Annotated in this window: 28 protein-coding genes and 1 other RNA gene; 11 read left to right on the top strand and 18 right to left on the bottom strand. The window is 65.0% G+C overall.

Features of this window, described 5'->3' with window-relative positions:
- The first annotated feature begins 1 nt into the window (after position 1).
- The 3 genes from D6T63_RS05560 to D6T63_RS05570 all read left to right on the top strand — a co-directional run bounded on the left by D6T63_RS05560 (position 2) and on the right by D6T63_RS05570 (position 2,996).
- Entirely contained in the window at positions 2-952 is a 951-nt protein-coding gene (locus D6T63_RS05560) for a metal ABC transporter permease (RefSeq protein ID WP_120148007.1), read from the top strand.
- Positions 952-1,686 carry a metal-dependent transcriptional regulator gene (locus D6T63_RS05565; RefSeq protein WP_120148008.1) on the top strand — a complete coding sequence of 245 codons (735 nt, stop codon included), beginning with the start codon at positions 952-954 and terminating at the stop codon, positions 1,684-1,686. Before D6T63_RS05560 ends, D6T63_RS05565 begins: the two co-directional genes overlap by 1 nt.
- A 209-nt stretch (positions 1,687-1,895) precedes the next feature.
- A complete protein-coding gene (locus tag D6T63_RS05570) occupies positions 1,896-2,996 on the top strand; it encodes a carboxylate-amine ligase (RefSeq protein ID WP_120148009.1) in 1,101 nt (366 codons plus the stop codon).
- A gap of 2 nt (positions 2,997-2,998) precedes the next feature.
- On the opposite strand, the gene D6T63_RS18870 is transcribed toward D6T63_RS05570, so the two are convergent.
- From D6T63_RS18870 to D6T63_RS05630, 13 genes are all read right to left on the bottom strand, one after another.
- The gene (locus tag D6T63_RS18870; protein ID WP_147394304.1) at positions 2,999-3,226 is read right to left on the bottom strand and encodes a hypothetical protein; all 228 of its coding nucleotides are present in this window, start codon (positions 3,224-3,226) and stop codon (positions 2,999-3,001) included.
- A 133-nt stretch (positions 3,227-3,359) separates the two neighbouring features.
- Positions 3,360-3,727: a transfer-messenger RNA gene (gene ssrA, locus D6T63_RS05575) on the bottom strand.
- 116 nt (positions 3,728-3,843) lie between these two features.
- Positions 3,844-4,218 carry a hypothetical protein gene (locus tag D6T63_RS05580; RefSeq protein WP_120148010.1) on the bottom strand — a complete coding sequence of 125 codons (375 nt, stop codon included), beginning with the start codon at positions 4,216-4,218 and terminating at the stop codon, positions 3,844-3,846.
- Entirely contained in the window at positions 4,215-4,688 is a 474-nt protein-coding gene (smpB, locus tag D6T63_RS05585; protein WP_087027172.1) for an SsrA-binding protein SmpB, read from the bottom strand. The genes D6T63_RS05580 and smpB overlap by 4 nt, the downstream gene beginning before the upstream one ends.
- A gap of 70 nt (positions 4,689-4,758) precedes the next feature.
- The gene (locus D6T63_RS20075; RefSeq protein ID WP_120148011.1) at positions 4,759-6,342 is read right to left on the bottom strand and encodes a M23 family metallopeptidase; all 1,584 of its coding nucleotides are present in this window, start codon (positions 6,340-6,342) and stop codon (positions 4,759-4,761) included.
- A 4-nt stretch (positions 6,343-6,346) separates the two neighbouring features.
- On the bottom strand, positions 6,347-7,261 hold the full coding sequence (ftsX, locus tag D6T63_RS05595; RefSeq protein WP_120148012.1) for a permease-like cell division protein FtsX: 915 nt from the start codon (positions 7,259-7,261) through the stop codon (positions 6,347-6,349).
- Entirely contained in the window at positions 7,258-7,962 is a 705-nt protein-coding gene (gene ftsE / locus D6T63_RS05600) for a cell division ATP-binding protein FtsE (protein WP_120148065.1), read from the bottom strand. The genes ftsX and ftsE overlap by 4 nt, the downstream gene beginning before the upstream one ends.
- A 169-nt stretch (positions 7,963-8,131) precedes the next feature.
- A complete protein-coding gene (gene prfB, locus D6T63_RS05605; protein WP_120148013.1) occupies positions 8,132-9,247 on the bottom strand; it encodes a peptide chain release factor 2 in 1,116 nt (371 codons plus the stop codon).
- A 41-nt stretch (positions 9,248-9,288) separates the two neighbouring features.
- The gene (locus tag D6T63_RS05610) at positions 9,289-10,815 is read right to left on the bottom strand and encodes a DUF2142 domain-containing protein (RefSeq protein ID WP_182976879.1); all 1,527 of its coding nucleotides are present in this window, start codon (positions 10,813-10,815) and stop codon (positions 9,289-9,291) included.
- Between the two features lie 155 nt (positions 10,816-10,970).
- A complete protein-coding gene (locus tag D6T63_RS05615) occupies positions 10,971-11,390 on the bottom strand; it encodes a pilus assembly protein TadG-related protein (protein WP_120148015.1) in 420 nt (139 codons plus the stop codon).
- A gap of 89 nt (positions 11,391-11,479) precedes the next feature.
- The gene (locus tag D6T63_RS05620; RefSeq protein ID WP_235830566.1) at positions 11,480-11,893 is read right to left on the bottom strand and encodes a hypothetical protein; all 414 of its coding nucleotides are present in this window, start codon (positions 11,891-11,893) and stop codon (positions 11,480-11,482) included.
- An 85-nt stretch (positions 11,894-11,978) separates the two neighbouring features.
- Complete coding sequence (locus tag D6T63_RS05625) at positions 11,979-12,392, bottom strand: TadE family protein (RefSeq protein ID WP_120148016.1); 414 nt, start codon at positions 12,390-12,392, stop codon at positions 11,979-11,981.
- A complete protein-coding gene (locus D6T63_RS05630) occupies positions 12,393-12,608 on the bottom strand; it encodes a hypothetical protein (protein ID WP_120148017.1) in 216 nt (71 codons plus the stop codon).
- A gap of 155 nt (positions 12,609-12,763) precedes the next feature.
- Here D6T63_RS05630 and D6T63_RS05635 point away from each other — a divergent pair, with 155 nt between their 5' ends.
- The 7 genes from D6T63_RS05635 (at position 12,764) to D6T63_RS05665 (ending at position 19,998) form a co-directional block, all read left to right on the top strand.
- The gene (locus D6T63_RS05635) at positions 12,764-14,149 is read left to right on the top strand and encodes a recombinase family protein (RefSeq protein ID WP_120148018.1); all 1,386 of its coding nucleotides are present in this window, start codon (positions 12,764-12,766) and stop codon (positions 14,147-14,149) included.
- A 458-nt stretch (positions 14,150-14,607) separates the two neighbouring features.
- Complete coding sequence (locus D6T63_RS18875) at positions 14,608-14,820, top strand: hypothetical protein (protein WP_147394306.1); 213 nt, start codon at positions 14,608-14,610, stop codon at positions 14,818-14,820.
- Positions 14,817-17,399, top strand: a complete 2,583-nt coding sequence (locus tag D6T63_RS05645; RefSeq protein WP_120148020.1) for a phage/plasmid primase, P4 family — start codon at positions 14,817-14,819, stop codon at positions 17,397-17,399. Before D6T63_RS18875 ends, D6T63_RS05645 begins: the two co-directional genes overlap by 4 nt.
- 197 nt (positions 17,400-17,596) lie before the next feature.
- The gene (locus D6T63_RS05650) at positions 17,597-17,932 is read left to right on the top strand and encodes a WhiB family transcriptional regulator (RefSeq protein ID WP_120148021.1); all 336 of its coding nucleotides are present in this window, start codon (positions 17,597-17,599) and stop codon (positions 17,930-17,932) included.
- Positions 17,929-18,216: a WhiB family transcriptional regulator gene (locus D6T63_RS05655; RefSeq protein WP_120148022.1), complete on the top strand. Its 288-nt coding sequence runs from the start codon at positions 17,929-17,931 to the stop codon at positions 18,214-18,216. Before D6T63_RS05650 ends, D6T63_RS05655 begins: the two co-directional genes overlap by 4 nt.
- Positions 18,217-18,434: 218 nt before the next feature.
- Positions 18,435-18,704, top strand: a complete 270-nt coding sequence (locus D6T63_RS05660) for a hypothetical protein (protein WP_120148023.1) — start codon at positions 18,435-18,437, stop codon at positions 18,702-18,704.
- Positions 18,705-18,804: 100 nt separating this feature from the next.
- Positions 18,805-19,998 (top strand): phage major capsid protein, encoded by a 1,194-nt coding sequence (locus tag D6T63_RS05665; RefSeq protein ID WP_120148024.1) that lies wholly within the window; start codon positions 18,805-18,807, stop codon positions 19,996-19,998.
- Positions 19,999-20,168: 170 nt separating this feature from the next.
- Here the strand turns inward: D6T63_RS05665 and D6T63_RS05670 are convergent, their stop codons facing one another.
- The 5 genes from D6T63_RS05670 to D6T63_RS05690 all read right to left on the bottom strand — a co-directional run bounded on the left by D6T63_RS05670 (position 20,169) and on the right by D6T63_RS05690 (position 24,974).
- Complete coding sequence (locus D6T63_RS05670) at positions 20,169-21,389, bottom strand: hypothetical protein (protein ID WP_120148025.1); 1,221 nt, start codon at positions 21,387-21,389, stop codon at positions 20,169-20,171.
- Positions 21,386-21,937, bottom strand: a complete 552-nt coding sequence (locus D6T63_RS05675; protein WP_182976880.1) for a DUF4365 domain-containing protein — start codon at positions 21,935-21,937, stop codon at positions 21,386-21,388. Before D6T63_RS05675 ends, D6T63_RS05670 begins: the two co-directional genes overlap by 4 nt.
- A gap of 81 nt (positions 21,938-22,018) precedes the next feature.
- Positions 22,019-22,897, bottom strand: a complete 879-nt coding sequence (locus tag D6T63_RS05680) for a type II secretion system F family protein (protein WP_120148027.1) — start codon at positions 22,895-22,897, stop codon at positions 22,019-22,021.
- Positions 22,894-23,751 (bottom strand): type II secretion system F family protein, encoded by an 858-nt coding sequence (locus D6T63_RS05685; protein ID WP_120148028.1) that lies wholly within the window; start codon positions 23,749-23,751, stop codon positions 22,894-22,896. Before D6T63_RS05685 ends, D6T63_RS05680 begins: the two co-directional genes overlap by 4 nt.
- Positions 23,748-24,974 carry a CpaF family protein gene (locus tag D6T63_RS05690; RefSeq protein WP_120148067.1) on the bottom strand — a complete coding sequence of 409 codons (1,227 nt, stop codon included), beginning with the start codon at positions 24,972-24,974 and terminating at the stop codon, positions 23,748-23,750. The genes D6T63_RS05685 and D6T63_RS05690 overlap by 4 nt, the downstream gene beginning before the upstream one ends.
- 307 nt (positions 24,975-25,281) lie before the next feature.
- On the opposite strand from D6T63_RS05690, the gene D6T63_RS05695 reads away from it, so the two are divergent.
- The coding region (locus D6T63_RS05695) for a lysozyme (protein WP_235830567.1) at positions 25,282-26,645 on the top strand (1,364 nt) is incomplete at its 3' end.

Genomic DNA, 26,645 nt, shown 5'->3' on the forward strand with positions numbered 1-26,645 from the left:
CATGGACGTGTTCGCCTTCATCCTGGAGCCACTGCAGTACGGATTCCTCACGCGCGCCCTCGCCGTCACGGTCGCGGCAGCGGTCGTCGCCGCTGTGCTCTCCTGCTGGCTCATCCTCATGGGCTGGTCCCTCATGGGTGATGCCGTGTCGCACGCCGTCCTCCCCGGGGTGGCCCTGGCCTACATCCTCGGCATCCCCTTCTCGATCGGTGCCTTCGTGTTCGGCGCAGGTGCGGTCGCACTCATCGGAATCGTCCGATCCACGACCAAGCTGAAAGCCGACACCGTGATCGGGGTGGTGTTCACCGCACTCTTCGCCTCGGGCCTCGCCATCGTGTCCGCCACGCCCTCGCAGATCGACCTGATGCACATCCTGTTCGGGAATGTCCTCGGCGTTTCGACGGGCGACGTCTGGCAGGTCATGATCCTCGGCGTGGTGACGCTCGCGATCCTCCTGTTCAAGCGTCGCGACCTCACGCTGCTGGCCTTCGACCGCACCCATGCGCACGTCATCGGACTCAACACCCGGTTCCTGTCGGCCCTCCTGCTCGGGCTGCTCGCGCTGACCGTCGTCGTCGGATTGCAGGCGGTCGGAATCATCCTCGTCGTCGCCATGCTGATCACGCCGGGAGCCACGGCCTTCCTGCTGTCGCGGAGCTTCGACCGGATGCTCGTGATCGCCGTCGTCCTCACCGTCGCAGCGTCCATCGCCGGCATCTATGCCAGCTACTACCTGGACATCTCCACGGGCGCGGCCGTGGTCCTCTGCCAGGCGCTCGTGTTCACCGTGGTCTATCTGTTCGGGCGGCCGGACGGCGTGCTGTGGCAGGCACAACGACGGCGGGTGGTGCGGACACATTCCGTGGAAGGGCGGGGCGCTGCCTCCAGCATGGCCCCGGTCCCTGCTTCTTCGGCGCGGGCGTCGGACGGCGCTCCGGGCGGAGACGCCTGATGGCCGGCCGGAAAGGTGCCGTCCTCAGCATCGAATCCACGAGCGTGCAGGACTACGTCAAGGCCATCTACACATTCACCGAGTGGCAGGGCGACGCCGTCACGGCGACCCACCTGGCCGCGCGCCTGTCGGTCGCCAACTCCTCCGTCACCGGCATGGTGGCCAAGCTGGTCGATCTCGGACTCGCCGTCCACAGGAAGTACGGCCCCGTCAGCCTGACGCCGACCGGGCAAGCCCTCGCCCTCGCCATGGTGCGCCGGCACCGGCTCATCGAGTCGTTCCTCGTCACGGAGCTCGGGTACAGCTGGGACGAGGTGCACGATGAGGCGGAGCTCCTCGAGCACACCGTGTCCGATGCCTTCATCGAGCGCCTCGACGCCAAACTGGGACGGCCCCGGCGGGACCCCCATGGTGATCCCATCCCGGCTGCTGACGGCACGGTCGAGTATCCCCGCGCCTTTCGCCTCGACAACCTCGACGACGGCCATGCAGGGCGGCTCGTCAGGGTCAGCGACAACGACCCCGACGTCCTGCGGTACCTGGACCGACTGGGAATCATGCTGGGCGACGACCTCCGACTCACCCGCCCCGGCGCGGGCGTGCTGCTCGAGCTCCACGTCGGCGGCGATGCCGCGCAGCCACCCCTCACCATCGACGCCGGTCTGGCCAGCGCGCTGTGGATCGAGAGCGACGCACTGCACGAGGGCTGCGAGCTCGAAGATGCTGGACGGTGATCGAGCGCCGTTGCGCACCGGACGCGCTCAGGACCTATCGTCTAGTCGACACCGTTGCCCGGACATCGAAACTGTCGTCCCTTGTGGAAGGCACCAGCCGGCCGATGTGACGCCGAACCGTTGCCCCTTCGCCCACAGGTGTCCTCCGCTTCTAGACTGATCGGAATGCTCGGCCCGGTTCTACCCGATACGCCTGGATGGAGATCCCGATGACCACTCTCGGACTTGAGGAGGAGTACCTGCTGCTCGAACCGCAGTCAGGACTGCCCGCCGACCGTGCCTCCGAGGTGCAGGGGCTGCTCGAGGCCACGCCGGAGATCAGCCGGGAAGAGATCCAGCGGGAGCTGCTGTCCTGCCAGATCGAAACCGCGACGCCCGTGTGCGACACCCTCACCCAGGCCGAGGAGTCCCTGCTGAACTTCAGGCGCAAGTTCGCGGATGCAGCCGGCAGGACCGGATGCATCGGAGCCGCCACCGGGACGGCCCCGTGGATCCGGCAGGCGTACCCGGAGCTGACCGACAAGCAGCGCTACGAGGACCTGCGGGCCAGCGCTCCGGGCATCGTCGGTGACCAGTTCGTCAACGGGCTTCACGTGCACGTCGGCATCCCCGACCAGGAGCGCGGCGTTCAGGCCCTCAATCGCATCCGCCCCTGGATTCCGCTGCTGACCGCACTCAGCGTGAACTCCCCCTACTGGCTCGGCCGGGACAGCGGGTTCGGCAGCTGGCGCGTGGTGCACTACCGACGATGGGCCGTGCAGGGCGTCGCCCCCTACTTCGCCGATGCAGCCGATTACGAGCGGAGGATCACCCGCCTCGGTGCCTCCGGTGCCATTCTCGACCGCGGTGTCCTCACGTGGGTCGCGCGGCTCTCGGATCACTACCCGACCCTCGAGCTGCGGGCCTGCGACGTCCAGCTCGAGGCCCAGGATTCGGTTCTCCTCGGGGCACTGACGCGGGCGCTCGTCGTGACGGCCCTGAACGATGCCGAGGCGGACGCCACACCCCTGATCCCGGATCCCGAACTCTTGGATGCAGCACTCTGGCAGGCTGCGCGGGACGGACTCGGGCAGCACCTCGTCGACCTTGCCACTGCCGAGCCGGTCCCTGCGCACCAGCACCTCACGGCCTTCCTCGAACATGTGGGCGCGGCGCTAGAAGCGGAGGGCGACGGCGAATGGGTCCGGGCGGGTCTCGAGACCCTCTCCACGCGCGGTACCGGAGCGCAGCGCCAACGGAAGGCGATGCACGACGGCGGCATGCCGGCGCTGCTCTCGCTCTACGGGAACACCCTCACCGCCGAGCCCTAGGCCTAGCGCTCGCGGCTGTCCCGCCGCAGAAGACCGACGATGAGGCACAGGAGACCCACCATGAGCGGGACCAGGGTGAAAAGCGTGTGCGTCCCACCGAGGTAGCTCATGATGAAGATGTAGATGAACGTACCGCCGACGAGGATCCAGCCGAGCACGAGCAGAGCGCGTCCCCTGTTGGGCGGCGGCAGCGGCGGGAGCCACGACGGCGGCCGGTCAGTCCAGCTCATCTCCCCAGTGTAGTTCGCGCTCGGTCGGCCACAGTGGTGGGCACCGTGCTGAGCGTGACGGCGCGTTGAAGGATCCACGGAAGCACCGCGGACGAAGAAGCGCCCCGCCGGATGCCGGCGAGGCGCTTCATGGTGGTGGAGATGGCGGGAATTGAACCCGCGTCCGATGCAGTGTAGTCAGGGCTTCTCCGGGCGCAGTTTGCGTCGGTTTTTCTCGGCTCCAGCCATCGTGCAAACTAGTGGCTGCCAAGCCCAGTTGTATAAAAGTCCCCCCGGTCCCTACAACGAGGACCGGGAGCAGTGGCCCTCTAAATGACGCCAGTATCCGGGGCGAGAGCAAACCCGGGCTGACGGACTAGCTAGGCTGCTTAGGCAGCGAGAGCGAAGTCAGTGCGCTTTTGTTCGGCACTTATTGTTTTACAGAGAGCGTTTACGAGATAACCCTGTATCCTCGGCCCGCTTCACCTGTCGCGACTAACATCGTCGAAACCTGTCATCCCCATGTTCAGTTATCAAGCGATACCTGCGTCCAACGTCCCACGGCCGTTCGACTGAATCAGTCTACCCCACCGAGCCGCGGTGCGAGCAGGCGCTTCGCTCCCGGAGAACGCCGGCACCTACCGCCCGAGGGTGAGTCCCAGGATGACGATCGGTGCCTGCCACAGACGGACGACGACGAAGGCCAGCGTCACGAACGCGATGCCGAGCGCAGCCAGTGCTGTGGTGGCGGCCTGCTTCCGGCGAAAGCTCCACCAGAAGATGGAGGCGTTCAGCAGGATCAGGATCGGCGAGATCCACACCAGGACCTGCGCGAAGAAGACGTAGACGAGGAAGACGAAGGGAATCAGGGACAGGATGCCGACCGGCACCACGATCATGAGGAGGATCAGGTCGACGAGCGCTCCTACCGTCACCCACCAGGGGCGCCGGTAGGTCAATTCAGACGGCTCGGGCTCCTCGTCCTCCTGGGCTTCCCAGAAGACATCGCTCACGCGCCGAGATTCTTCTCGCGCATTGCGCGGAGTGCCTCGCGGTTGTCCTGCTTCTCGCGCAGGGTCTGCCGCTTGTCGTAGTCGCGCTTGCCCCGTGCCACCGCGATCTCCACTTTCGCCCTGCCGTTCAGGAAGTACAGCTGCAGGGGTACGAGGGTGAAACCCGACTCGCGGATCTTCTGCGAAATCTTCGTCAGTTCTTCACGGTGCAGCAGCAATTTCCGTCGTCGCCGGGCCGCGTGATTGGTCCAGCTGCCCTGTGAGTACTCGGAGATGTGAATGCCTTCGAGCCACAGCTCATCGCCATAGAAGATTGCGTAGCCGTCCAGGAGCGAAGCCCGTCCAGCCCGCAAGGACTTGACCTCGGTGCCCATCAGCGCAAGGCCGGCCTCATAGGTATCGAGGACGGCGTAGTCGTGGAAGGCCTTCCGATTGGTGGCCACCACTTTCCGGCCACTTTCCTTCGGCACGGCATAACTCCTTTGAAGATGCTGCAGCGGACGACGGCCCGCGGGAAGACAGTGTCTTCCATCCTACGACCTAGAACAAGCCGATCGGGTCCACGAGCGTGCCGTTCAGCATCGTCTCGAAGTGGAGGTGGCAGCCCGTGGAATTACCGGTGGTGCCCGTGTAGCCGATCAGTTGCCCGGCACTCACGCGCTGGCCCGCCGAGACGAGGTAGCTCGTCAGGTGGTAGAAGTTCGTCGCGAGGGCGTTGCCGCCCATGACACCGTGGCTGATGACGATCCGGTTGCCGGCGCCCGGCAGGACGTTCGAGTCGGCGTACCAGACCTCGCCCGCGGCCGGCGCGTAGAGCGGCGTGCCGCAACCCACGCCGTAGTCGATCCCGGTGTGGGTGTACCCGCCGGAACCGTTGAAATCGATGGTTCCCACCGGCGTCGGACGCCAGCCGAAGCCGGAGCTGATCTGGCCGCTCACCGGCGCGTTCAGGCGGAACGCGCTGGGAGTAGAAGGCGCCGGCGCGGGAGGAGCCACGATCTGTGGAACGACGGGCGCGACGGGCGCCGCGACCTGTGGCTGCACGGGTGCCGGCGCGGGCCTGTTCGCGGCCTCGGCCTCCGCTGCCCGTCGCGCACTCTCCGCCGCGGCCGCCGCGTCGGCTGCGGCCTGGGCTTCAGCCTGAAGACGCGCCTGCTCCACCGCTGCTGCAGCTTCCGCTTCGGCGCGCAATCGCTCCTGCTCAGCCTTGACTCGCGCCTCTTCGGCCTTGCGTGCTTCCTCGATCTGGCGACGCTGGCGTTCGGCGATGTCGGCATTGACCTGTTGCTGCGCCTGCTCGACACTGGCCAGCTTCGCCTCGATGACCGGCTTCTGCTCCTGCAGCTTCGCTGACAGGGCCGAGGTGTCGGCAACGAGTTTGTCGACCTTGGCCTTCTCCCCGGCCGCTGCGTCCCTGGCGGCCTGCTCGGCGTCGAGGGCGGCGTCGGCCTTGTCCTTGAGCTTGGTGATCTCCGCCTCGACCGCCAGCAGCCTTGCCCGGCTGTTCTCGTTGGTCGCGTTCTGCTCGGACAGCCGCTCCATGGCGGCATTCTGGCCGCGTAGCGCTTGATCCACCATATCCATGGACTCGGTGAAATCCTCGACACCCTCTGCTCCCAGCAGAAGCGAGACGTTGGTGGGAACCCCACCGTTCTTGTACGCCTCCGTCGCGATCTGGCCGATGACCTCCCGGGTCTCGTCCATCTCCTGGCGATCAGCCCGCAGTTCCTCGGTGATCTTGTTCTTGGTTTCCTGCGCCAGATCCACGCGGACGGCCAGCGCTCCCACCTCGCCGGTCGCCGCCTCTACCCTGCCCTGCGCATCGGCGAGGGACTGCTGCGCGGCGGGCAGTTGACCCTGGTAGTTCTTCAGCGTCCCGATGGTCTCGGCGATGTCGGCGTCGAGGTACTCCATCGACTGCTGGACCTCGGTGATCTCGTTTTGCAACGAACCCTTCCGGTCGTCGAGTTCATCGGCGACGACGGGAGTGCTGAACCCCAGGGCGAGCGCGACGACGAGGGCGATCGAACTGCCCGCCGTGGCGCGGACGACGAAAACGGAACTATTCTGCCGGGCCCACCAAGTTCCTGATGAGCGCACGTGTCCCCTGGCGTTGAGCAGCATGATGCTAGACCTTTACGTATCGTCGAAGAGTGAGCAGGGATGAGAGTCCTGCGAGGATGGCCCCGAGCAGTATGAGAGCGGGCACCAGGATAAGAACCTGTTGGGAGGAGATGAACGCCGTCTGAGGGAAGGTGTTCACCAGCCAACCATCGATGAGGAATCGGGACGCGCCGTAGAGCGTCGCCGACGCGAGCACTGCCCCGATGACCGCCGCGATGACGCCCTCCAGGACGAAGGGCAGCTGGATGACGGCCTTGGAGGCTCCGACGAGACGCATGATGCCGGTCTCGCGCCGGCGGCTGAAGGCGGAGAGTCGGATGGTCGTCGCGATGAGCAGGATTGCGCAGAACGTCATGATGCCCGCGATTCCGAGCGCGACGACGGAAGCCCAGTTCATGTAGCGGAAGATCGCCTCGAGGAAGTCCCGCTGGTCGCTCACGGCGTCGACCCCTGGCTCGGACGAGAAAGCCTCGTTGATGACCTCGTACTTCTCCGCGTCCACCAGGCTGACGCGGAACGACTCGGGAAGCTGGTCCGCAGTGACGGAATCGACGATTGGCGAATTGGCGAACTGGTCGCGGAAGTGGCCGAGCGCCTCGTCCTGCGACTCGTAGGACACCGTGTCGACATACGGTGCGAACTGGTCCGATTCGAGCTTCGCCTGGATGGCCGCTCGCTGATCCTCCGAAACGGGTCCCGTGGCGCAGCTGGTCTCCGACGAGTTGTCCACGCAGAGGTAGATGGTGACCTGGACGCGGTCGTACCAGTAGCCCTTCATCTGATTGATCTGCAGCTGGAACAGTCCGGCGGCACCCACGAACGTCAGGGAGATGAAGGTTACGAGAATCACGGACGTGACCATGGACAGGTTGCGGCGGATGCCCGAACCGATCTCGGACAGGATGAAAGCGAGCCTCACTCGACCACGGCTCCGGTCTCGCCGATGTAAATACCCTGCGCATCGTCGCGGACGACAGCTCCGCTGCGCAGCTCGACCACGCGCTTTCGCATGGTGTTCACGATGTCGTCGTCGTGTGTCGCCATGACAACTGTGGTGCCGTTCTGGTTGACCCTGTCGAGGACCTTCATGATGCCCATCGAGGTGGTCGGGTCGAGGTTGCCGGTGGGCTCGTCGGCGAGGAGGATGCCTGGGCGGTTGACGATGGCGCGGGCGATCGCCACACGCTGCTGCTCACCGCCGGAGAGCTCATGGGGCATCCGGTTGTTCTTGCCCTCCAGGCCAACCGTGGCGAGGACGTCGGGCACGGTCTCCCGGATGACGGCGCGGCTTCTGCCGATGACCTGCATGGCGAAGGCGACGTTCGAGAAGACCGTCTTGTTGGGGAGCAGGCGGAAATCCTGGAAGACCACGCCGATCCCGCGCCGGAGGCGGGGTACACGCCAGCTCGGGATGTTGGCTACATTCTGTCCGGCCACGTACACGGCGCCCTTTGACGCCTGGTCCTCCTTGAGTACCAGGCGGATGAACGTCGATTTACCGGAGCCGGAAGCACCGACCAGGAAGACGAACTCACCGCGGTCGACGTCGAGCGAGACGCCGTCGAGCGCGGGTTGGGACTTCTGGTCGTAGGTCTTCGTGACGCTGTCGAATCTGATCATGATCACTCTGCGCCCGTGGTGTCCGCCGGGCACGGGCATTTGATGGGGGAAGGAAGCACCGGCTCCTCGACTATAACGACATATCCCGGGGTGCCTACTACCGCACCGGCGTTTCGTGCGCAAGTACTGCGAAAACAAACAGGTGTTTTCGCGGCAAAGGTGAGTACCGCTACGCGGCGTCGTTACGGTTGTTCGTGCGCCAGCGGATGCCCGCGTCGATGAAGTCGTCGATCTCGCCGTCGAACACCGAGGAGGTGTTCCCCACCTCGTGATTAGTGCGCAGATCCTTGACCATCTGGTACGGGTTCAGGACGTAGGAGCGCATCTGGTCTCCCCACGAGGCCTTGACGTCTCCCGCGAAGGCCTTCTTCTCCGCGTCCTCCTCCTGCTTCTTCAGGAGGAGGAGCCTGGACTGAAGAACGCGCATGGCGGCCGCGCGGTTCTGGATCTGCGACTTCTCGTTCTGCATGGACACGACGGTGCCGGTGGGTAGGTGGGTGAGACGTACCGCCGAGTCCGTGGTGTTCACGGACTGCCCGCCGGGACCGGATGAACGGAAGACGTCGACGCGTATCTCGTTGTCCGGCACTTCGATGACATCGGTCTGCTCGATGAGTGGGATGACCTCGACGGCGGCGAAGGACGTCTGGCGACGGCCCTGGTTGTCGAAGGGGCTGATGCGGACCAGCCGGTGGGTGCCTGCTTCGACGGACAGTGTCCCGAAAGCGTAGGGCGCCTTCACCTCGAAGGTCGCGGACTTGAGGCCCGCCTCCTCTGCGTAGGAGGTGTCGAGAACCTGCGTCGGGTAGCCGTGACGCTCGGCCCAGCGCAGGTACATGCGCAGGAGCATCTCGGCGAAATCGGCCGCGTCCACTCCCCCGGCGCCCGATCTGATGGTGACGACGGCTTCACGCTCGTCCCACTCCCCAGCCAGCAGCGTCACGATCTCGAGGTTGTCCAGGGACTTGCTGAGGGAAATGAGTTCCTTCTCGGCTTCGGCGAGGGTGTCCTCATCGCTCTCATCCTGCGCGAGTTCCACCAGGACCTCGAGATCATCGATACGACTCTCGAGGGTTTCGAGCCGTTCGAGGGCGGATTGCCGGTGGGACAACTTGGACGTGACCTTCTGCGCAGCTGAAGGGTCGTCCCAGAGGTTGGGGGCACCGGCTTCCTCGCTCAGTTCCTCGATGTCCTTGCGGATCCCCCCGACGTCGGAGACCTGCTCGATGGACTGGTACTTGGCGCGCAGGGCGCGGATTGCAGCGGGAAAATCAGTGGTTGCCATGGTCATTCCAGCCTACGTCATCGCCCTTGGGTGGCTGGGGACTACGCCATCGGTACCGATCGGGAGCCGACACGGGGTTCGTGCACCAGGTAGCGCCTCAGCCTTGATGCGGCGTACGCAAGGACAGCTGCGTACAGCAGAGTCAATAGTTGCCAACTAAGCACAGGTTGCCATTCGGCGCTGAACATCTCAGTCCAGTTGACTGTGCCGTCCAGTCCCACGGTGTAGCGACGCAGGGTGAAGATGAAGGCGTATACGTGGGTGAGGACGAGGACCGTGAGGACCCACGACGCTACAGCGGCGGAGCGCTTCCCGCTGGGGAAGGGTGTTTTCTCAACTGCAACCCCGCCATACAGTAGAGCGAGCACGACGAGCGCGAGGACGTACCGCCCCTGCCATATATAGCCGAGTTCTGTGATCACCTGGGCCTGCAAGAGGGCTGGAAGAAGAACGATGCTGGCAAGAAGCCCGAGCATGCCCACCCGCGCCCAGCCCTTGGTGAGCGCCACGCCGGCAAACAGAACTGCAGCCAGGCAGAAGTGCCAGAAGAAGTAGACACCGTCAGGGAGAACCGTGTCCATCCAACCCAGTACCCCGATGTATTCACGCGTCAATGAGAAAGCGCGCTCGATCATCGTCAGGAACGCTTGCTCCGGAGTCACCGCCGAGCCATTCCCCGTGAGGCTGTCGAGGCTGTCGGCATAGAACAGCCATGCCAGGCTGGCCGCACTCGCGCTCAGAAGGATTGCGCTGCATACGAGTCCTGCCGGCGTGCGGAGAATGGTCATCACCGCACGTCTGCGATAAATCAAAACGACGCCGAGTATTGCAGCCACAAGCCACACGAGGGACAACGCTCGCGTGTTCGCCAGCACAGCGCCCGACACCGCCGCGGCCAACAAATGCATGCCGTAGGGGGCACCTGGACGCTCCCGCCTCTCTATGCCAGCGGCGAGGTTCGTGAAGAGGGCTGCTGTGGTCACTATCTCCAGTGCGTTCGGGTTGATCGAAGCGCTGAGGAACAACACCATCGGAGTCAGCGCGACCACTCCACTTACCACGACCCACCTCGCGCTGGCCAACCTAGCAGCAGCCCAAAAGGTAAGCGTCAGAAAAGTTGCGCACAGCGCAGCGCTCAGTAGTCTCATCGCATAGACCACGGCATCACCATCCATCAGCAGGGTCGGGAGCCCAGCGACGTAGTAGTACATCGGGTTGTAATTTCCCGCGCTCGTGGTTGCAATGGTCGGCTCTGCCGAAGCCTCGCCTACCCCGTTGGCACAGTCGGCAGTGATCGTCGGCTGGAACCGGAAGCAGGTCTTCTCCGGGAGTTGCGCGATGTAACCCGGAACGAGCACACTGCTTTGCGCCCCCTGTCCCTCTCCCTGATCACCGAGAGGTTGTCCTCGTACCACTGCCGCGGCCTTGATAGCGTGAGCCGTCTCATCTGGTGAGGCCATGAGCGGAGTAGCAAACGCCCACATAGCGATCAACGCGAACAGTGTGGCGAATATAGCAAGAGGGGTCGAAGAGGCACGCCATCCCCCCCGCTTGTCCTGCTCCTCCATGAGGCGTTGCCTGTGGGATAGCCTCATTACTTCGCCCGGTGCATTTATCGCGTCCACAAGGTCCAAAGCTATCTCAGGTTGGAGGAGCTCGAGCGCGGACCGACAGCGACACGGATCTGCGGTGGCGGCCGGCCCCACAGGACAGAGAGACCCCGCTACCGAACAAGCTCCGCGCGGGCATCCGCCCGGGCGACAATCGGGATCCCCGCAGGCACGAGAAAGTTGACGATGGGTGGGCGCACGACGGCGGTGAGCACCACGCGGGCCGTCCGTCCGTCGGGGGCTCCTGTCTCCGGGTCGATCCCGAAGCGCGTGAAGCGCGCCTCGGCGCCGGTCGCGGCGAGGTAACCTGCAGCCGCGTCCTCGACACTGGCGTCCTGCAGCGACGGGAGCGTCGACGTCGTCTCCTCCCCGCCGCTCCCGACAGCGATGCTGTAGCTGTCAGCGGCCGCGAGCGCAGCGCCGTCGGCGGCCGAAAGCAGTTTCTTGTGCTCTATGTAAACGGACGATACGGCTAGCACGACGCTGACGACGAGCAGGGAGACGAGGAGGTAGCCGATGACCAGGATTCCCATCTGCCCATCCTCCGGACCGCCGGCCGCTCCGGCACGTGCGCGAGAGCTACACCGGATCAGCACCCTGCCGCGAGTTCCCGCCATGACCGTCAGCCGAACCGTTCGACGATTTGGGTGGCCGTGGCGTCCACCGTCACCGCCGATGGGTGGGACCCAGCGATGGAGGGAACCAGCGGGAAGGGAACGTCCAAGCGCACGACGATAGTCACGCTCGAGCCCGGCTCAAGGCATTGTGCGCTGCAGACAATGTCCATCGCGGCCTGCTCCTCCGCGAAACCGAAGTCGCCGAGCGCTATCCGCACGGCTTCGCGCGCCCGGGCGTCGGCCTCCTGCGGTGTCGGCGCGTCCACGTACACCTTCGCAGCCTGGTCGACCGCCCCCACGACGGCAAAGGAGCCGCCCTGCAGTTGCCCGATGGTCAGCACGAGGTAGACGACGGGCACAAGGAGGAGAACGCCCAGGAAAACGAACTCCACGACAGCACTCCCGCGCTCGTCCCTCAACGCACACAGGGTCGGCCTGCGCCGCGTCGCTGCACGGCCCGAGCATCCTCCGTTGCACCCGGACGGGCCTCGAGCGGCGGGCACATCATGACGGGAGGGCTGCATGGCCGCGCACCTCCATGACACCGGCAGGACCGATGAGGCCGATCACGGGCAGGGGCGCGCGAACGACCACCTCCAGTGTCCTGACGCCTCCCTGCGTGCTCTCGCCGACAGAGATGTCTGAACCGTAGGAATCGGCCAACGAGCCGCTGATCAATTCCTCTGCACGTCCTACGGCGTCCTGCGGATTGCGGTCCGCGAGGGTGCCGTAGCGAGCTCCAGAGGAAGCGGCATCGATCAGCGTGTTCCGTACGTGGAGCACGAGCGTGAGCTGGATGATTGCGATGAAGATGACCGTCAGCAGGCCGCCGATCAGGGCGAAGTCCACAACAGCAGCACCCCGTTGCAGGTCCGAGCAGTTCCCACGTGCACGGAACCTCCGCGGGACCGGCAACATCTAGGGCGAGACCTGGTCGATCGCCTGGTTGAACAGGCCTTCCAGGGCGGGCCCCGCGATTGCGAGCAGTGCGGCGACGAGGACGGCTGACATGAGCGTGATCATCACCCACCCAGGAACGTCACCGCGCTCCCGATCTCCGGATGGTCGCAGCAGAGCTGCAGCGGTTGCTGATAGCAGCAGGGCGAGTCGCTGGGCGCTGATCAGGATTTTCATGGAGTTCCCCCTTGTAATGATGCGTTGAGTGATGATCGAACGTTCACAGGCCGAGGTTGATCAGCGCGATGCCCGGATAGACGGCAAAGAGAACGGTCAGCGGGAGCACGCCGAAAACCAAGGGCACCATCATGGCTACGTGCTAGCTTTCCTACATGACGCAGACAACGGCCCTCTATGTTCGGCAAAGCCTCGACAAGACGGGCAAGGAAGCAGCCGTCGAACGGCAGGAAGCAAGCTGCCGCGACTTCGCTACAGCGAAGGACTGGACGGTCGGCCGGGTGTACCGCGACAACTCGATCAGCGCGAGCAACGGCAAAGTTCGCCCCGACTTCGAACAACTCCTAGCCGACATCGACGCCGGGACAGTCCAGAACGTCATCGTCTGGCACCTGGACCGACTCACACGCTCCATGAAAGACCTGACCCGCGTTATCGAAGCCGGCCAGGCACGCCGCGTGAACATCGCCTGCGTCCACGGCACATCGCTCGACCTGGGCGACCCGACAGGTGTCGCCGTAGCGACCATCCTGACCGCGATAGCTGCGATGGAAGTCCAGCACAAGGGGAACCGTCAGAAAGCGGCGAACCACCAGCGGGCCCGGAACGGGCACGCACACTGGATCCGCCGGCCCTTCGGCTACGAACGGACAGGCGACGTCGTCCGGGTCGTCCCGGCCGAAGCCGCGGCCCTCCGCGAAGCAGCAGACAAAGTCCTCGCCGGGGCGACCCTCACGAGCATCGCGAACGACCTCAACACAGCGGGGCACCTATCAACCGCGGGCAAGCCCTGGAACGTGACCAGCCTGCGGCGAGCGCTCATCAATCCGCGCACAGCAGGCCGGCGGCTCTACAACGGCGAGGATATGGGGGCCGGCATTTGGGAGCCCATCTTCAGCGTGGAAACCCACGCAGCCCTGGAACAGAGGCTGACGGACCCCCGACGGAAGACCGCGCCGGACGACTTGAACTCGAAATACCTGCTTTCCGGGATCGCGGTCTGCGGGAAGTGCGGGAACAAGATGTTCGCGGCCCCGGTGAAGAGCGGGGGCAAGCAGTGGATGGTTTACCGGTGCTTTGGCGGGTACTGCATGACGCGCCGCTTGGACCTGGTTGACGACGTCGTCGAAGCGGTCGTCGTCGGGGTCCTCTCCCGGCCGGACGCTGCGGCACTGTTCACCAACGAAGGCGATAGTGCGGACGTGCGCAGGAAGGCTGCGGATCTGCGCGAACGTCGGGACGCACTCGCCGCGCTGCTCGCGGATGGGCTTCTCTCCCCTGCCGCCGTGCGGGAGCAGTCCGGGCGCATCACAACTGAACTGGCAGCACTAGAAGGGCGCCTCACCGCGGCTGACAGTCTCAATCCCGCTGCAGCCGTCGCCCAAGCCGGCGACGTCGCGGCCGCGTGGTCGGCACTCCCCCTGGGCGGAAAGCGGAAAGCTATCCGCGCCCTCATGGACGTCACCGTCCTCCCAGCTGGCAAGGGAGTGCGTTTCAAACCGGAACAGGTTCACATCGAATGGAAGGGGCAGGAATCATGAGTCGTCAGCGAAGCCGTAAGCCGATGCTCGGCGGAATCGTCATCATCAAGTGTCCTCACGGGCACACGTTGGGACGTGTAGCCAGCGGGCCTGAGGAAAGCCTCGACCAGCCCCTGAGCGGGGAGGGGTGGAAGGCACCCCTGACGGAAGTGCTTGCCGCCCCTCTCGCCATGCGGTGCCCCCGGTGTGAGTCCGAAGGACGGCGTCTCGATCTGCGCGGCAGTTGGGAGACCGTGCACACTCTCTGCCGCGAGCTTGAAAGCAATTTCGATGACGACACGACGAATTACCGGATCGGGTGAACCGCTCTTTGCTCAGCGACGAAGCAGAGTGCTAAGCTCCCGAGCAATAGCCCCCTTAGCTGAGGGGCGGGACAGCCAAGTGGCCCCGACGACCTTGGAGTAAGACCGAGCCCTTCCGGTGAGGTGCGTATTTTGCATCCTGGAAGGGCTCTTCCTTTGTCTACTCAAACTCGAACCGCGCGAGCGAAGCTGGCTGCAGCTGCCCGGCATCACCGCGACGGGGACCACTCAGACCTGCAGCGCGACCTCGCAGTCGCGAAGATCAACGCCTACGTCGCGAAGGTCGTCGCTGAAGCTCCACCCCTTACTACCGACCAGCGGCGTAGGCTCGCAGCGCTCTTCGCACCCGCCGGCGGTGGATCCCAGTGAGGGCAGAAGAAAGCCCCGCCCAGTTGGCAGCTGGCGGGGCCCCTCACAACACTGAAACAGCTTCGACAGGCCCCAGCATACCGACGGCCCGCCCCGGCGACACGCTCCCCGACCCGGTCCTAGCCGCCGCGCTGGACTGTGCCGCCGCCGGCCTGTCCGTCGTACCTATTGGGGCCGGAAAGACTCCCCCGATGGCTTGGAAGGGCTACCAGGACACGCGGGCAACCGCCGAGCAGATTCACCGGTGGTTCGCCCCCGGGCACCGCTACGGGCTGGGACTGGTCACGGGTCCCGTCTCCGGGAACCTCGAAATGGCCGAGCTAGAGCAGAACGCCATGAGCGGTATCACCCGCATCCGCGAATACGCCGAAGCCGTAGGCCAACTAGACCTCTGGACGAAAGCGACGACCGGCTGGTTGGAGCAATCGCCGTCCGGGGGCCTGCACTACCTCTACCGGACGGACGACACCCCGGCAGGCAACACGAAGCTGGCCCGCCGGCCCGCGACACCCGAAGAACTAGCGGCCAACCCGTCCGACCGGATCAAGGTCCTCACCGAAACCCGGGGAACCGGCGGCCTAACCGTCCTCGCGCCAACCCCCGGCACGCTGCACCCCAGCAGAAAGCCGTGGAACCGACTGCTAGGCGGGCCCACGACCATGCCAACCCTTACCGCAGGTGAAGTCCAGGGCTTCCATCGGATGTTGTCCATCCTGGACGAAATGCCCGCCCCAGCTGCACGACAGGCCGCACCGCAGGGTGCAACCCCCTTCAGCGCTGCCCCGTCCCGGCAGAGCAGCGGAGCCTTCGACGGGGTATCGCCCCTGGACGACTTCGAAGCCCGTACCCCCTGGGCCGACATCCTCGAAGGGTGGACGCTGATCTACACAGCCGGGGACGGGACGTCGTACTGGCGGCGCCCTGGTAAGCCCACGGGGCAGGCGTCCGCGACGACCGGACGGTCAGGGGAACGCGACCGGCTATTCGTGTTCTCCACGTCGACGGACTTCCCCGACCTCGAACCGATCACGAAGCCGCACGCCTACGCGATCCTGCACCACGGGGGCGACGACTCGGCAGCGGCGTCCGCGCTCCGACGGCAGGGCTACGGGCAATCACCCCACGCCCCCGGCGCGACGACACCACCCCAAGCACCCGCACCGACACCCGCAGGGAACCAGACGGCGCCGACAACAGACCGGACCGCCACCGACACCGCTGCGACACCCGACACGCGGCACCGCGGCCAGGTACGCATCGCCTACCGCGTCCAGGACGCCTACGCCGGCCGGCTGCTGCACGTCCACGGCATCGGGTGGCACCACTGGGACGGAAAGCGCTGGGCTGAAGACACGGGAGGCTACGCCAAACGCGCCGTCATGGACACCCTGCGCCAAGCCCTAGCCGACAGCCTGGGCGACGCCGACCTGCGCACCGACGTCCGCAAGTGCGAAAGCGCCGCCGGCCTCGCTGGCGTCCTCGACATCGCCGCAGCCCTCGAACCCTTCGCCGCGACCGTGGCCGACCTCGACGCCGACCCGTGGCTGCTGAACGTCGCCAACGGGACCCTGGACCTCCGCACCATGGAACTACAGGACCACAACCCGCAGGACCGGATCACGAAGGTCACCCAAGCCGCCTACCGAGCAGACACCGCCGGCCCGACCTGGGACGCGTTCCTAGCCCGCGTGCTACCCGACAACGACATCCGCGCCTACCTGCAGAGCTATGTCGGCGTCGGGCTCGCAGGGAAGGTCCTGGAACACAAACTGGCGATCGCCACCGGATCCGGGCGCAACGGCAAAGGCGTGTTCTACCAAGCCCTCGGCGCCGCGCTGGGCGACTACGCCGCCGTCGCGGAACCCGACCTGTTCATGCACCGCGACAACGCCCACCCGACCGGCGAAATGGACCTCCGCGGCCGCAGATGGATCGTCGTCTCCGAATCCGACGAAGGCCGAAAGCTCGCGGAAGCAACCGTGAAGCGACTCACGGGCGGCGACAAGCTCAAAGCCCGGCGCATGCGCCAGGACTTCGTCGAATTCGTCCCCTCCCACACGGCGCTGCTGGTCACAAACCACCTGCCGCGCGTGTCCGGGGACGACGCCGCGATCTGGGCGCGACTCCGCGTCGTCCCCTTCGACGTCGTCATCCCACCCGAAGAACAGGATCCCCGCCTCCCGGAGCACCTGGAACTGGAACTGGACGCCGTCCTGTCCTGGGCGATCACGGGCTGGCGGCGATACCAAGACAACGGCGGGCTGACCGAACCGGCAGCAGTCACTAACGCCACTGACCACTACCGGGCGGACAACGACGCACTAGGCCGCTTCATCGAAGAGTGCTGCGACACCGGGCCCGGGTACACCGGATTCACCGAAGCGCTGCACCGCGCGTGGACGGACTGGGCGGCGCTCGACGGCGCGAAGCCTCTATCCGCCCGCGCACTCGGCCAGGCACTGGAAGCCCGCGGCTACACAGCCCGCAAAGGAACAGGCGGCGTCCGGGTCCGGCAAGGAATCCAGGTCAAGATCGGTCCCGCAGATAGCCGGCAGTCAGGCATTTTCGACAGGCCCTAATCCCCAGAGTGGCGCAAGTGGCGCAATTACTTGTTCGTCCTACGCGCGCACACATACAGAACAACAAGTACATGCGCCACTTGCGCCACTCTCCCCCTAAAAACCCCTAGAAATCAACGAACTAGCCCCGAAAGACAACAAGCCATGACAAGCGAAACCGGCTCAACCACCGCCCCGATCCCCGCCGGTGCCCGGCCATGACCACCAAGCCGACCCCCGACCCCATCAGCCTGCGGCGACTAGGCCCCTCCCACCTGTCGCCTGCGCGCACCCCGATCTACGCCGCCCTGCTCCGAGCAATCGACGACAACCCTGACCGCGTTCCCTGCATCAACCCGCCCTCGCCCGGCCTCGACTGGCTCGACCCACGACAGCGGATCCAAGACGCCGCAGCCCGCCTGTGTCGTCGCTGCCCAGCCCTCGAACAGTGCGCCGCCTTCTACGAGCCGTACCCCGCCGCACCAGGCGTGGTCTACGGGACCACCGAACGCCAGCGCACGAAAGGCATCACAACCACGAAGGCCGAACGATGAGCAGGCAAACGACCCGCGACGACACCGCAGCGCTCCCCGAATTCCGGCAACTAATCAACGCACGCGGCACAACAACGCTGCCCTGCACGGGAGGCACCGAATGGACCAGCGACGACAGCCGCCTGCAGCGCCGCGCAGCTTCCCTCTGCATGGCATGCGGAGCCCGCGCGGCCTGCCTGTCCTACGCACTCGCAGCCGACGAACGGCACGGCGTCTGGGGCGGGACGACGGCCGCGGAACGCAAGAGCCGCAGACGCAAAACCCGCGAACCCAGAACCGCCTGACCAGACAACCAGGGGTAGGGGCGTTCCGATCGCAGGATCGGACGCGCGAAGACCCGCCCCGGTAACCCCGCTCGCAGTGCGCGCTGGTCCTAAATTTGAGGGCCCCTTGTAGCAGGGTTTGTACCAGCCCTCGCCCGTTCCAGAATTTCAGGTCGCGGCCCGTATTCCCGACCCCCCCTTCATTCCTAGTAGACCCCCCCTTTGAAAGGCAGAAGACGATGAACACTGATTCGACGATCAAGCGCAGCCTGGACCTGAAGCGCACGGCGCTGGCCGTATTTCGGGCATCATGCGCCGATGATGACGCGGGCGCCGCAGCGCTCCTGGCCGGGATCGCACCCGCGGACGAACCGGCGGTGGGGCATGCGATCAACGAGGTAGCAGCCGGCGCCCTGTCCCTGCCCGCTGGGATCACCCTCGACGCCTTCCTGGACGCATATGGATTGGCGATCGATCGGACGGAACGGAAGCTAACCGGCAGGGGGTGACCTACTCGCTGGGCATGATGCTCCCAAATTGCGCACATTCGTGCGCAAAGTGCTGAATCGTGGCTGTCGATAGCCACACGAACCCCGGAGGGGAAACATCATGGATCTTCAGCAGCAGCTGGCAGCACTGAACACGGAGGCCGACGGCCTCCTGGCGAAGGCAGAGGCGGGGACGATCACCGGCGCGGAAGCGGACCGCGCCGTCGCCCTGGTCAAGGAACGGCAGGACGTCCAAGCCCTCATCGGCCGGCAGGCTGACGCCGCAAAGCTCCTAGCAGGGCTGAGCGGGACGCAGGACAACCTGGGCGGGTCCGCCGGCCCGATCGGCGCCGGTGAGGCCGCGAAGGCCCAGAAGTTCACCGGCGGGCTCCTGAAGGCTCTGGAAGACGCGGCCCCGATGATCGGAGGCCCGTCCGTCCGGAAGGCCCTCGTCCCGGCCGGCGCGGTCACAGCACCGTTCATCGACGGCGGCGGGCCGATCATCCACGACCCCGGGGCGGCACACCACCTGCTGAACGCGATCGCGTCCCGGCCAGTCGAAACCCCGTCCGGGTCATACCTGCGCCAGACCGTCCGCGAGAACAACGCCGCCCCCGTGGTCAACGGGGCCCTAAAGCCCGTATCAAGGTACGAACTTCAGCCGGTGACCTGGGAAATCGCGACGATCGCGCACGTCTCAGAGCCCCTGCAGCTGCAGTGGCTGCAGGACTACGGGAACCTGGAAAGTTTCCTCGCCGTCGAAATGTCCTACGGCGTCGACGCCGCAGTGTCGGACTTCATCCTGAACGGTGGGGTGTCCGAGAACGGCACGGAACAGCCCGGCATTCTCACGACGACCGGCGTCCAGCAGACCGCGTTCCGGCAGAACAAGCTCCTGTCGATCCGGCGGGCCCTGGGCGAACTCGAAAAGGCCGGCGTCGCCGCTACCGGTATCGTCCTGAACCCGACGGACTGGGAGGAAATCGAAACCCTCCTGGATGCTGACGGGCGTTTCCTGCTGCCGCAGGCGCCCGGTCAGGCCGTCGCCCGCACGCTCTGGAACGTGCCCGTGACACTCGTCCCGGGGATCCCTGCCGGGCAGGCCGTCGTGGGCGACCTGACGACCATTCACCTGGTGTACCGGAACAGTCTGCAGCTGGCGTGGAATCCGTTCCACGCGACGCTGGGCACGACGGCGGCGCCGGCGCCTACGGATCTGTTCCGGAAGAACCAGACCGTCATGCGCGCGGAAATCCGTGTGGGCCTGGAACTGGTCAGTTTGAAGACTCTGCGCGTCGTCGACCTGACCGCGTAGCAGCAGCTGGCGTCAACGTCACCCCGGAGGGGCCTATCTTCGGTCCTCTTAGTCCGATCAGGGAACGATGGACCCCACGAACGGCCGCAGCGCCACGGGTCCAGCGCCAAGCACAGAAGGGGCCCCACCTAGCGACAATCTCGCCGGGTAGGGCCCCTTCTGCTGTGTCTCTAGCCCAGGGGAGGCTTCGTTTCTGATAGTCGGTGCTTGAGGAAGGACGTGTCCGCGACGACGTTGCCGGTCAGGGTCCAAGAATTGCTTTTCTTTCCGAGCGTCCCAGAGACGGTGAATGGCAGCCGCTCACGGTGCGCGACGATAGCCCAGTCGTAGTCCTCGCCCGCTAGCTCAACGCGAACCTTTCGGAGCCGCCCTTCTACGTCGGCCCGCACGATTATCTCGCCGGAATCGTTGTTCGGGTCATGGCGCTCAGGCCGACGAAGCTCTGTGACGGGCCCGACCAGCGTTTCATCCTTCGGCACCACTTCGCGTCGGAGCCGGGCAGATACGTCGTCGAGACTACCCAGACTGTCGACGTTGAAAATGACTTCGGACGGTACATCAAGTTCGGGCTTTGGCTGGGACTGAGACCAGTTGAAGGTCATGTCCAGCGCGCGCAGGCCTTTCGTGGAGCCCATGTCGGACAGCGCTTCGATAAGCGGCAGCCGCACGCCGGCGTGAACTGCTTCGTCGAGTGCCATGAAGTCATTCCCCCTGGCAACATGCCGTCTGGTCGCATCGAGCGCCGTTGACAGTGTTGTCATGACGCGGCGCGTGTAGGTGAGGGCTACAGGCGGCACTTCGTCCACGCCATCAGGCGCGGTCGGAGCGCTATTCGCGCTTGATCCTGACAGTTGGTCATGTCGCGCAGCGACGGTGATGATGAAGCTGCCGCGCTTGGTATGACCCATGCGGATGTCCTCGTCGAGGAAGTCCTTGACCGTGTTGGGGATTTTGCCCAGCCCGGAATGCAGCGGGTTGTAGGTCGCGAGCGCCGCCGACTTAATCATCTGGTCGATGTTCTCAAGCAGCTGTGTCGCCTGCTTGAGGGGGATGGTGCCGTCCTTCATGGACTGGTCGACTCGGACGAAGAATAGGTCGGCGTGGACGGTAGAAACGGCTTCGGCAAGTTCGGACGCGCTTAGATCGAGGATGCGTGTCAGCAGGGTCAGCGATTCGTTGATGCGGCGGTAGTAGTCCACGGCGGCCGGGTCCTTCGGCAGCATGATCGACGACACCTGGCCGGTGGGTTGGTCAGGAAGCGCCCACAGCTGACCGAACGGCTTATCTGCGAGGCACGCCCAGTCCTGTGTAGCTAGGTACTCCGCTACATTCCGTGGCTGAAGCACTTCCGCGTAGTCGTTGAAGCGTTCGTCGACCTCTAGCCAGCTCATGCCGCGAACCGTTCGCTAGCTTCCTTCATCAGCATGAGCATCGCACTCGCCGTCATGAGGTTGGTTTTCGGGAGGGTCAGGGTCTTCGACTTTTGACCTGCGGGCAACTCTGGGAAGTCGCTCCCGCGAAGCCAGTACATGTGCGACCGGGCCAACACGCCTTCCTTATTGTGACTCAACCACACTCCGGGCTCTTCGGGAATGACCATGACGGCGAAGGTTGCGGGCACGGACCGATTCGGGTGGGTCACCTTGCGGTGAGTAGGTCCATCTACGGACCAGGAGAACGTGTCTCCAGCGGCCGAATTGTTGTCCTGGTAGGTGCACTTCAGTTGAAGGTCGAACTGCGGCTGATAGCCGCCCACGCACTGATAATCGACGAGCGACTTCACTGTGACGTCGATACCTGCGTAGTCAGTCTTCCAATCGAGAAGCGTCAGGCCAGCGGCCGAGGCCACCATGTGGACGTATGCCTTGCTGATTTCTTCCTGCATCGCAGACTGCGGAAGCGAGCCATCCGGCACGGCGTGTGTGACGGTCATTGTCATGTGGTCCCCATATGTTGCCAACGTGTCGAGCCAGTCAATCACGGAAGGGCGGCCAACCATTGCACGCGACACGAAGAACAGTTAGCAGGGCGCGTTGCGCACCATCATCGCGATCTCCTTCTTGCCTGCCGACTCCATCAATTCGCGCTTCGCGAGATCTCGGACATCCTGTGCCTGAGCCCGCAGCACGTCTGCGAGCGGAGTGCCGCGCTGCACGGCGACGGTGATCCCATCGACGAATCGCGCAAGCGGAGCCAGTCTGGTCCGGCTCGAGAGATCCTGAAGGGCGTCCACGAGTGGCCTACCCGCCCTGGTCGAAGCCAGCACGAGGGCGAACTCACCGGCGAGCTCTCCCTTCGCGGTCCGACAGATGCGCTCGAGTGCGCCCGTCGTACTCTCTCCTGCAGAGACAGCCAGCGCCATGAGTTCAGCGAGGCTTGGAAACTCGGCAAGCATGCGCGCCTCACGTCGCTTGATATTCGACGAGAGGACGTAGTCCCTCCCGACGAATCCCATCACAGCGCTCCCTAGGACGATCACGACGGCCAGTGGCACGCTAGCTGATCCTGATGCTGCCAGGACCACCATGACCAGTGTCGAAGCGCCGAGCCCGCCGGACGCCCAGAGGAGTTGCTGCGCCCTGAAGTCCGTCGGTGACTGACCACGGCCTGCCTGGTCGAGTCTGCGCGCGAGCGTCGCGGTCGCAGGATTGAAGCGCTGCGACCAGGAGACAGTGTCCGCGAGAAGCGGGCGGACGATGCGCTCCAGTGGGCCGAAGGGAGTCACGTTCGCCGCCGTGTCCGCCAGAAGCCTGGACTGGACGTTGACCGCGAGCAACTGCGGCGCGATGCGCTGCGTCAGGGTCATGGGCCGCATCGAGGGGAGCCGCACTAGCACCAACCACAGGCCCACACCGAGCAGGAGTCCGCACAGGGCGGCCAGTGCGACAACCGACGTCATCGGAGAACCCTCTCGTCTTCCGGCAACGCTCCGACGCGCAGCATGATGCGGTAGCAGACGACAGATACCACCAGACCTCCGAGGAGGACTGCCGCCCCACCGGCGGAATTGTAGGCACGGACGGCTTCCGGCCGAGTAGCGAGAAGCATCAGCACCAACCAGGGTGCAGCCACGGCCAGCCTGGCAGCGTTCACCGTCCAGGACTGTCGCGCCTCCAGCTCACTCCGTGTGCGGGCAGCATCGCGCAGGAAGTCGGACAGGGTTCCGAGCAGTCGGCCGAGATCAGAACCACCGACCTCTCTCGTCATGCGGAGTGCCTCCACGATCCGGTCTGCAACAGGATCTGCAAGACGTTCCTTGAGCCGGTTCAACGCGTCCTCGAACCGCCCGCCCGCCCGGTAGTCGGAGGTGAAGGTACGAAAGGCGGGCCGCAACTCGAGCGGCCCTTTCTCTCCGAGCTGGATAAGCGCCTCCGGCAAGGACAGACCAGCCCTGATGGCGGACCGCAGGTGGTCCACCACATCGGGCCAGAGCTCGCGAAGTGAAGCTGTCCGCTTGGCCGCACGCCATCGGACGATCGTGAGCGGAAGGAATCCACCAAAAAGCGCGAAGCACACCGAGATCGGCGCGGAACCGGTCAGGACGAGACCGAGCAGGAGCACGAACACGCCGACTCCCGAGCACGAAGCGAGCAAACCGTTTGACGACACCCGCTCTACACCCGCCCGGAGGAGAAGGTCATCAAATGGCCTTCGCCGTGCAACGGTGGCTCGCTTCCGCTCGGGCCGTTCCCAGAAGGACCACCAAATGAGGAACAGCCCGGCACCCAGAGCCACGCCGAGCGCCGTGGTCACGCGCGGGCCCCGAGCAACGATGCGACGTCGACACCCGCCGCGGCGAACTTCTCCTCAGCCGGCATACCGGTCGCCGTGAGTTGAAGGACGCCGTCGATGCGCTTGAACACCGAGGAGGATTCGATGACACCGTTCTCGACCCGACGGCCCAGGGCCATGATCTCCAAGACCCGGCGTTGGCCGCCCGGTAGACGTGCACAGTGCACCACGAGGTCGATGCAGGACGCGACGGTCGGAAGAACAAAACTGCTCGAGATGTTCTCTCCGGCGAGAAGCGGCAGGGTGCAAATCTTCGTAATCGCATCGTGGGCACTATTGGCATGCACGCTGCACATGCCCGGCAGCCCACTGTTGAGCGCAATCAGCATGTCCAGGCTCTCCGCCTCCCGAACCTCACCGACAACGAGGCGGTCCGGGCGCATGCGGAGTGCTTCCTTGACCAGACGGCGAAGGGGGATCGCACCGTGACCCTCGAGGTTAGGCTGCCGGCACTGCAGGCCCACCACATCACGCAGCGGGAGTTGAAGCTCGAAGATCTCCTCGACGGTGATGACCCTCTCGCGAGGTCCTATGGACGCGCCGAGACAATTCAGCATCGTCGTCTTGCCGGCCTGAGTGGCGCCGGACACCAGAATGTTGAGGCCGCTCGCGACCGCAGCCCCGAGGAATCGTGCAGCTGGCGGCGACAGGGTGCCCAGGTCGACGAGATGTTCCAGCCTCGACGCTCGAGCGATGAACTTCCTGATGTTGACCGACCAGTGCTTTCGCGTCACATCGGGAATCACGACATGCAGCCTCGATCCGTCGGGTAAGGAGGCATCGACGAAGGGGCTGGACAGATCGAGGCGCCGCCCGGAGGACTTCAGCATCTTCTCCACCAGGTCCCGTACCTGCTGATCCGTGAGCGAGAGGGCGGTGAGTTCGGACTCACCATCGCGGGCGATGTACACCTCGTCGGGGGCATTGATCCAAATCTCCTCCACGGTCGGATCATCGAGGAGCGGTTGCAACGCCCCGAAGCCGGCAACAGCGTCGTAGACCTGTTTGCGGGCGACATCGAGTCGGCCGAGCGGGGGAAGCACACCGAGCACCGAGCGATCCTCGTAGTCGGCGACCGCGTCGTTCACGAGGAGCTGGATCTCCGACACCTGCCGGGCAGGGTCGAGGCCGCGCCTTCGGATGAGTTCGCGCACCTCGCCTTCGATCAAGCGCACACCGTCCATGACCATCCCCCATATGCCGGCATATAGCTGCCGGTGCTCTGGCAGAGCCGTCGAAGCTCGTACCGCCCCTCACCCTACTGACGGCAGCGCACCGCGACTAGACGCGAATGCTTATGTGCGTAAGTCGTTTGAGCACACTTCAAGCCTCGTGTTCGGTCGACACGCCGCTCGAGGTGCCGGAAAACACGCAGGTTTTACCTAAGATTCTGCTTTCACTTCAGAAACCCCAGTCACATCAGTAACAGGACTGTAGTCTCCACGGGATTTCATTTAGCTGGCTAACGCCCGGATTCTGCTGGAGAAACCCGTGACCTTGCCCTCCCCCGCCCGCCTGCTGTGCGCCGCTGTACTGTCCCTCGGTCTCGCGGGCAGTGCCATTCCCGCTCTGGCCCTCGACGCCGCACCCTCAGTGCCTGCCGCTCCGACGATCCCGCCCACTCCGGCACCTGCCGATCCAACGATCCCGCCCACTTCGCCGTCTGTCGAAGAGCGTGCTACCGGTGAACCCGTCGCCCCGACCGCGACCCTCACCCCCAGCGCACCCTTGTTGTCCCCGCAACTCCCTGGGACGCCCTCTACGGGGAGCGAGGGCATCGACGCCAGCACGTCGGCTTCGCCTGATACCGTCCCCTACGATCAACTCATCGCCAGCCCGGCCAAACAATCCGAGCTCGCGGGTCCGCTCGGTGCCAGCCTCGGTCAGGGACTTGAGCGGATCGTCGAGAATGATGACCCACAGGTGCCGACCGATGAGGAGAACGAGCTCCTCGCCCTGATCGTCGAGGGCAAGAGTATCGACGAAGCCACGGATCGTATCAGCGCTGAAGACGAAGGTGGAACCAACTCCGCTTCGGCAGCGCGCGAATCACCGGGACAGGTGTCGCCTGCCCCTTTCGCCGCGGCGACCAACTACTGGAAGCCGTCCGGCGTCCTCGGAGTCGACGTCAGCAGCCACCAGGGCACTGTGGACTGGGCAGGGGCATGGTCCTACGGATCGCGATTTGCCTATGTAAAGGCAACTGAAGGGACCTACTACAAGAACGAGTTTTTCGGCGGCCAGTACGGCGGTGCTGACAACCAAGGGATGCTGCGCGGTGCATACCACTTCGCCACGCCGAACACGACAAGTGGCTCTGAACAGGCTCGCTTCTTCGTCGCGAACGGAGGTGGCTGGAGCGCTGATGGCAAGACACTGCCGCCCCTGCTGGACATCGAGTACAACCCTTATACGTCCCTCGGCAACGTCTGCTACAACATGAGCCCGACGCAGATGGTCAACTGGATCCGGGACTTCTCCAACACCATGCGCACGCTGACCGGGCGCCTGCCGATGATCTATTCCACCGCGGATTGGTGGAATACGTGCACCGGCCGATCGACGGCTTTTAGCGACCACCCGCTGCATATCGCCAGCTACAGCAACTACGGACCGGGCACCCTCGCCGCCGGATGGAACTCCTACGCCCTCTGGCAGTACACGAGCGAAGGCCCTGTCGTCGGCGATTGGAACCAGTGGCCCGGGGACCTCAACGGGCTCCGGACCTTCGCTACCGGTTCAGAAAGAGCCCCTGCGGTGGTGGTGCCGGTGGATAAGTCGTTGAAGGTCTTCAGTCCCGGTGATTTCAATGGTGATGGGCGTGCGGATATGGTCACGCGTCGGACCGATGGGAC

The sequence above is a fragment of the Arthrobacter cheniae genome, from assembly GCF_003602275.1.
In the GTDB taxonomy this organism is placed as follows: domain Bacteria; phylum Actinomycetota; class Actinomycetes; order Actinomycetales; family Micrococcaceae; genus Arthrobacter_D; species Arthrobacter_D cheniae.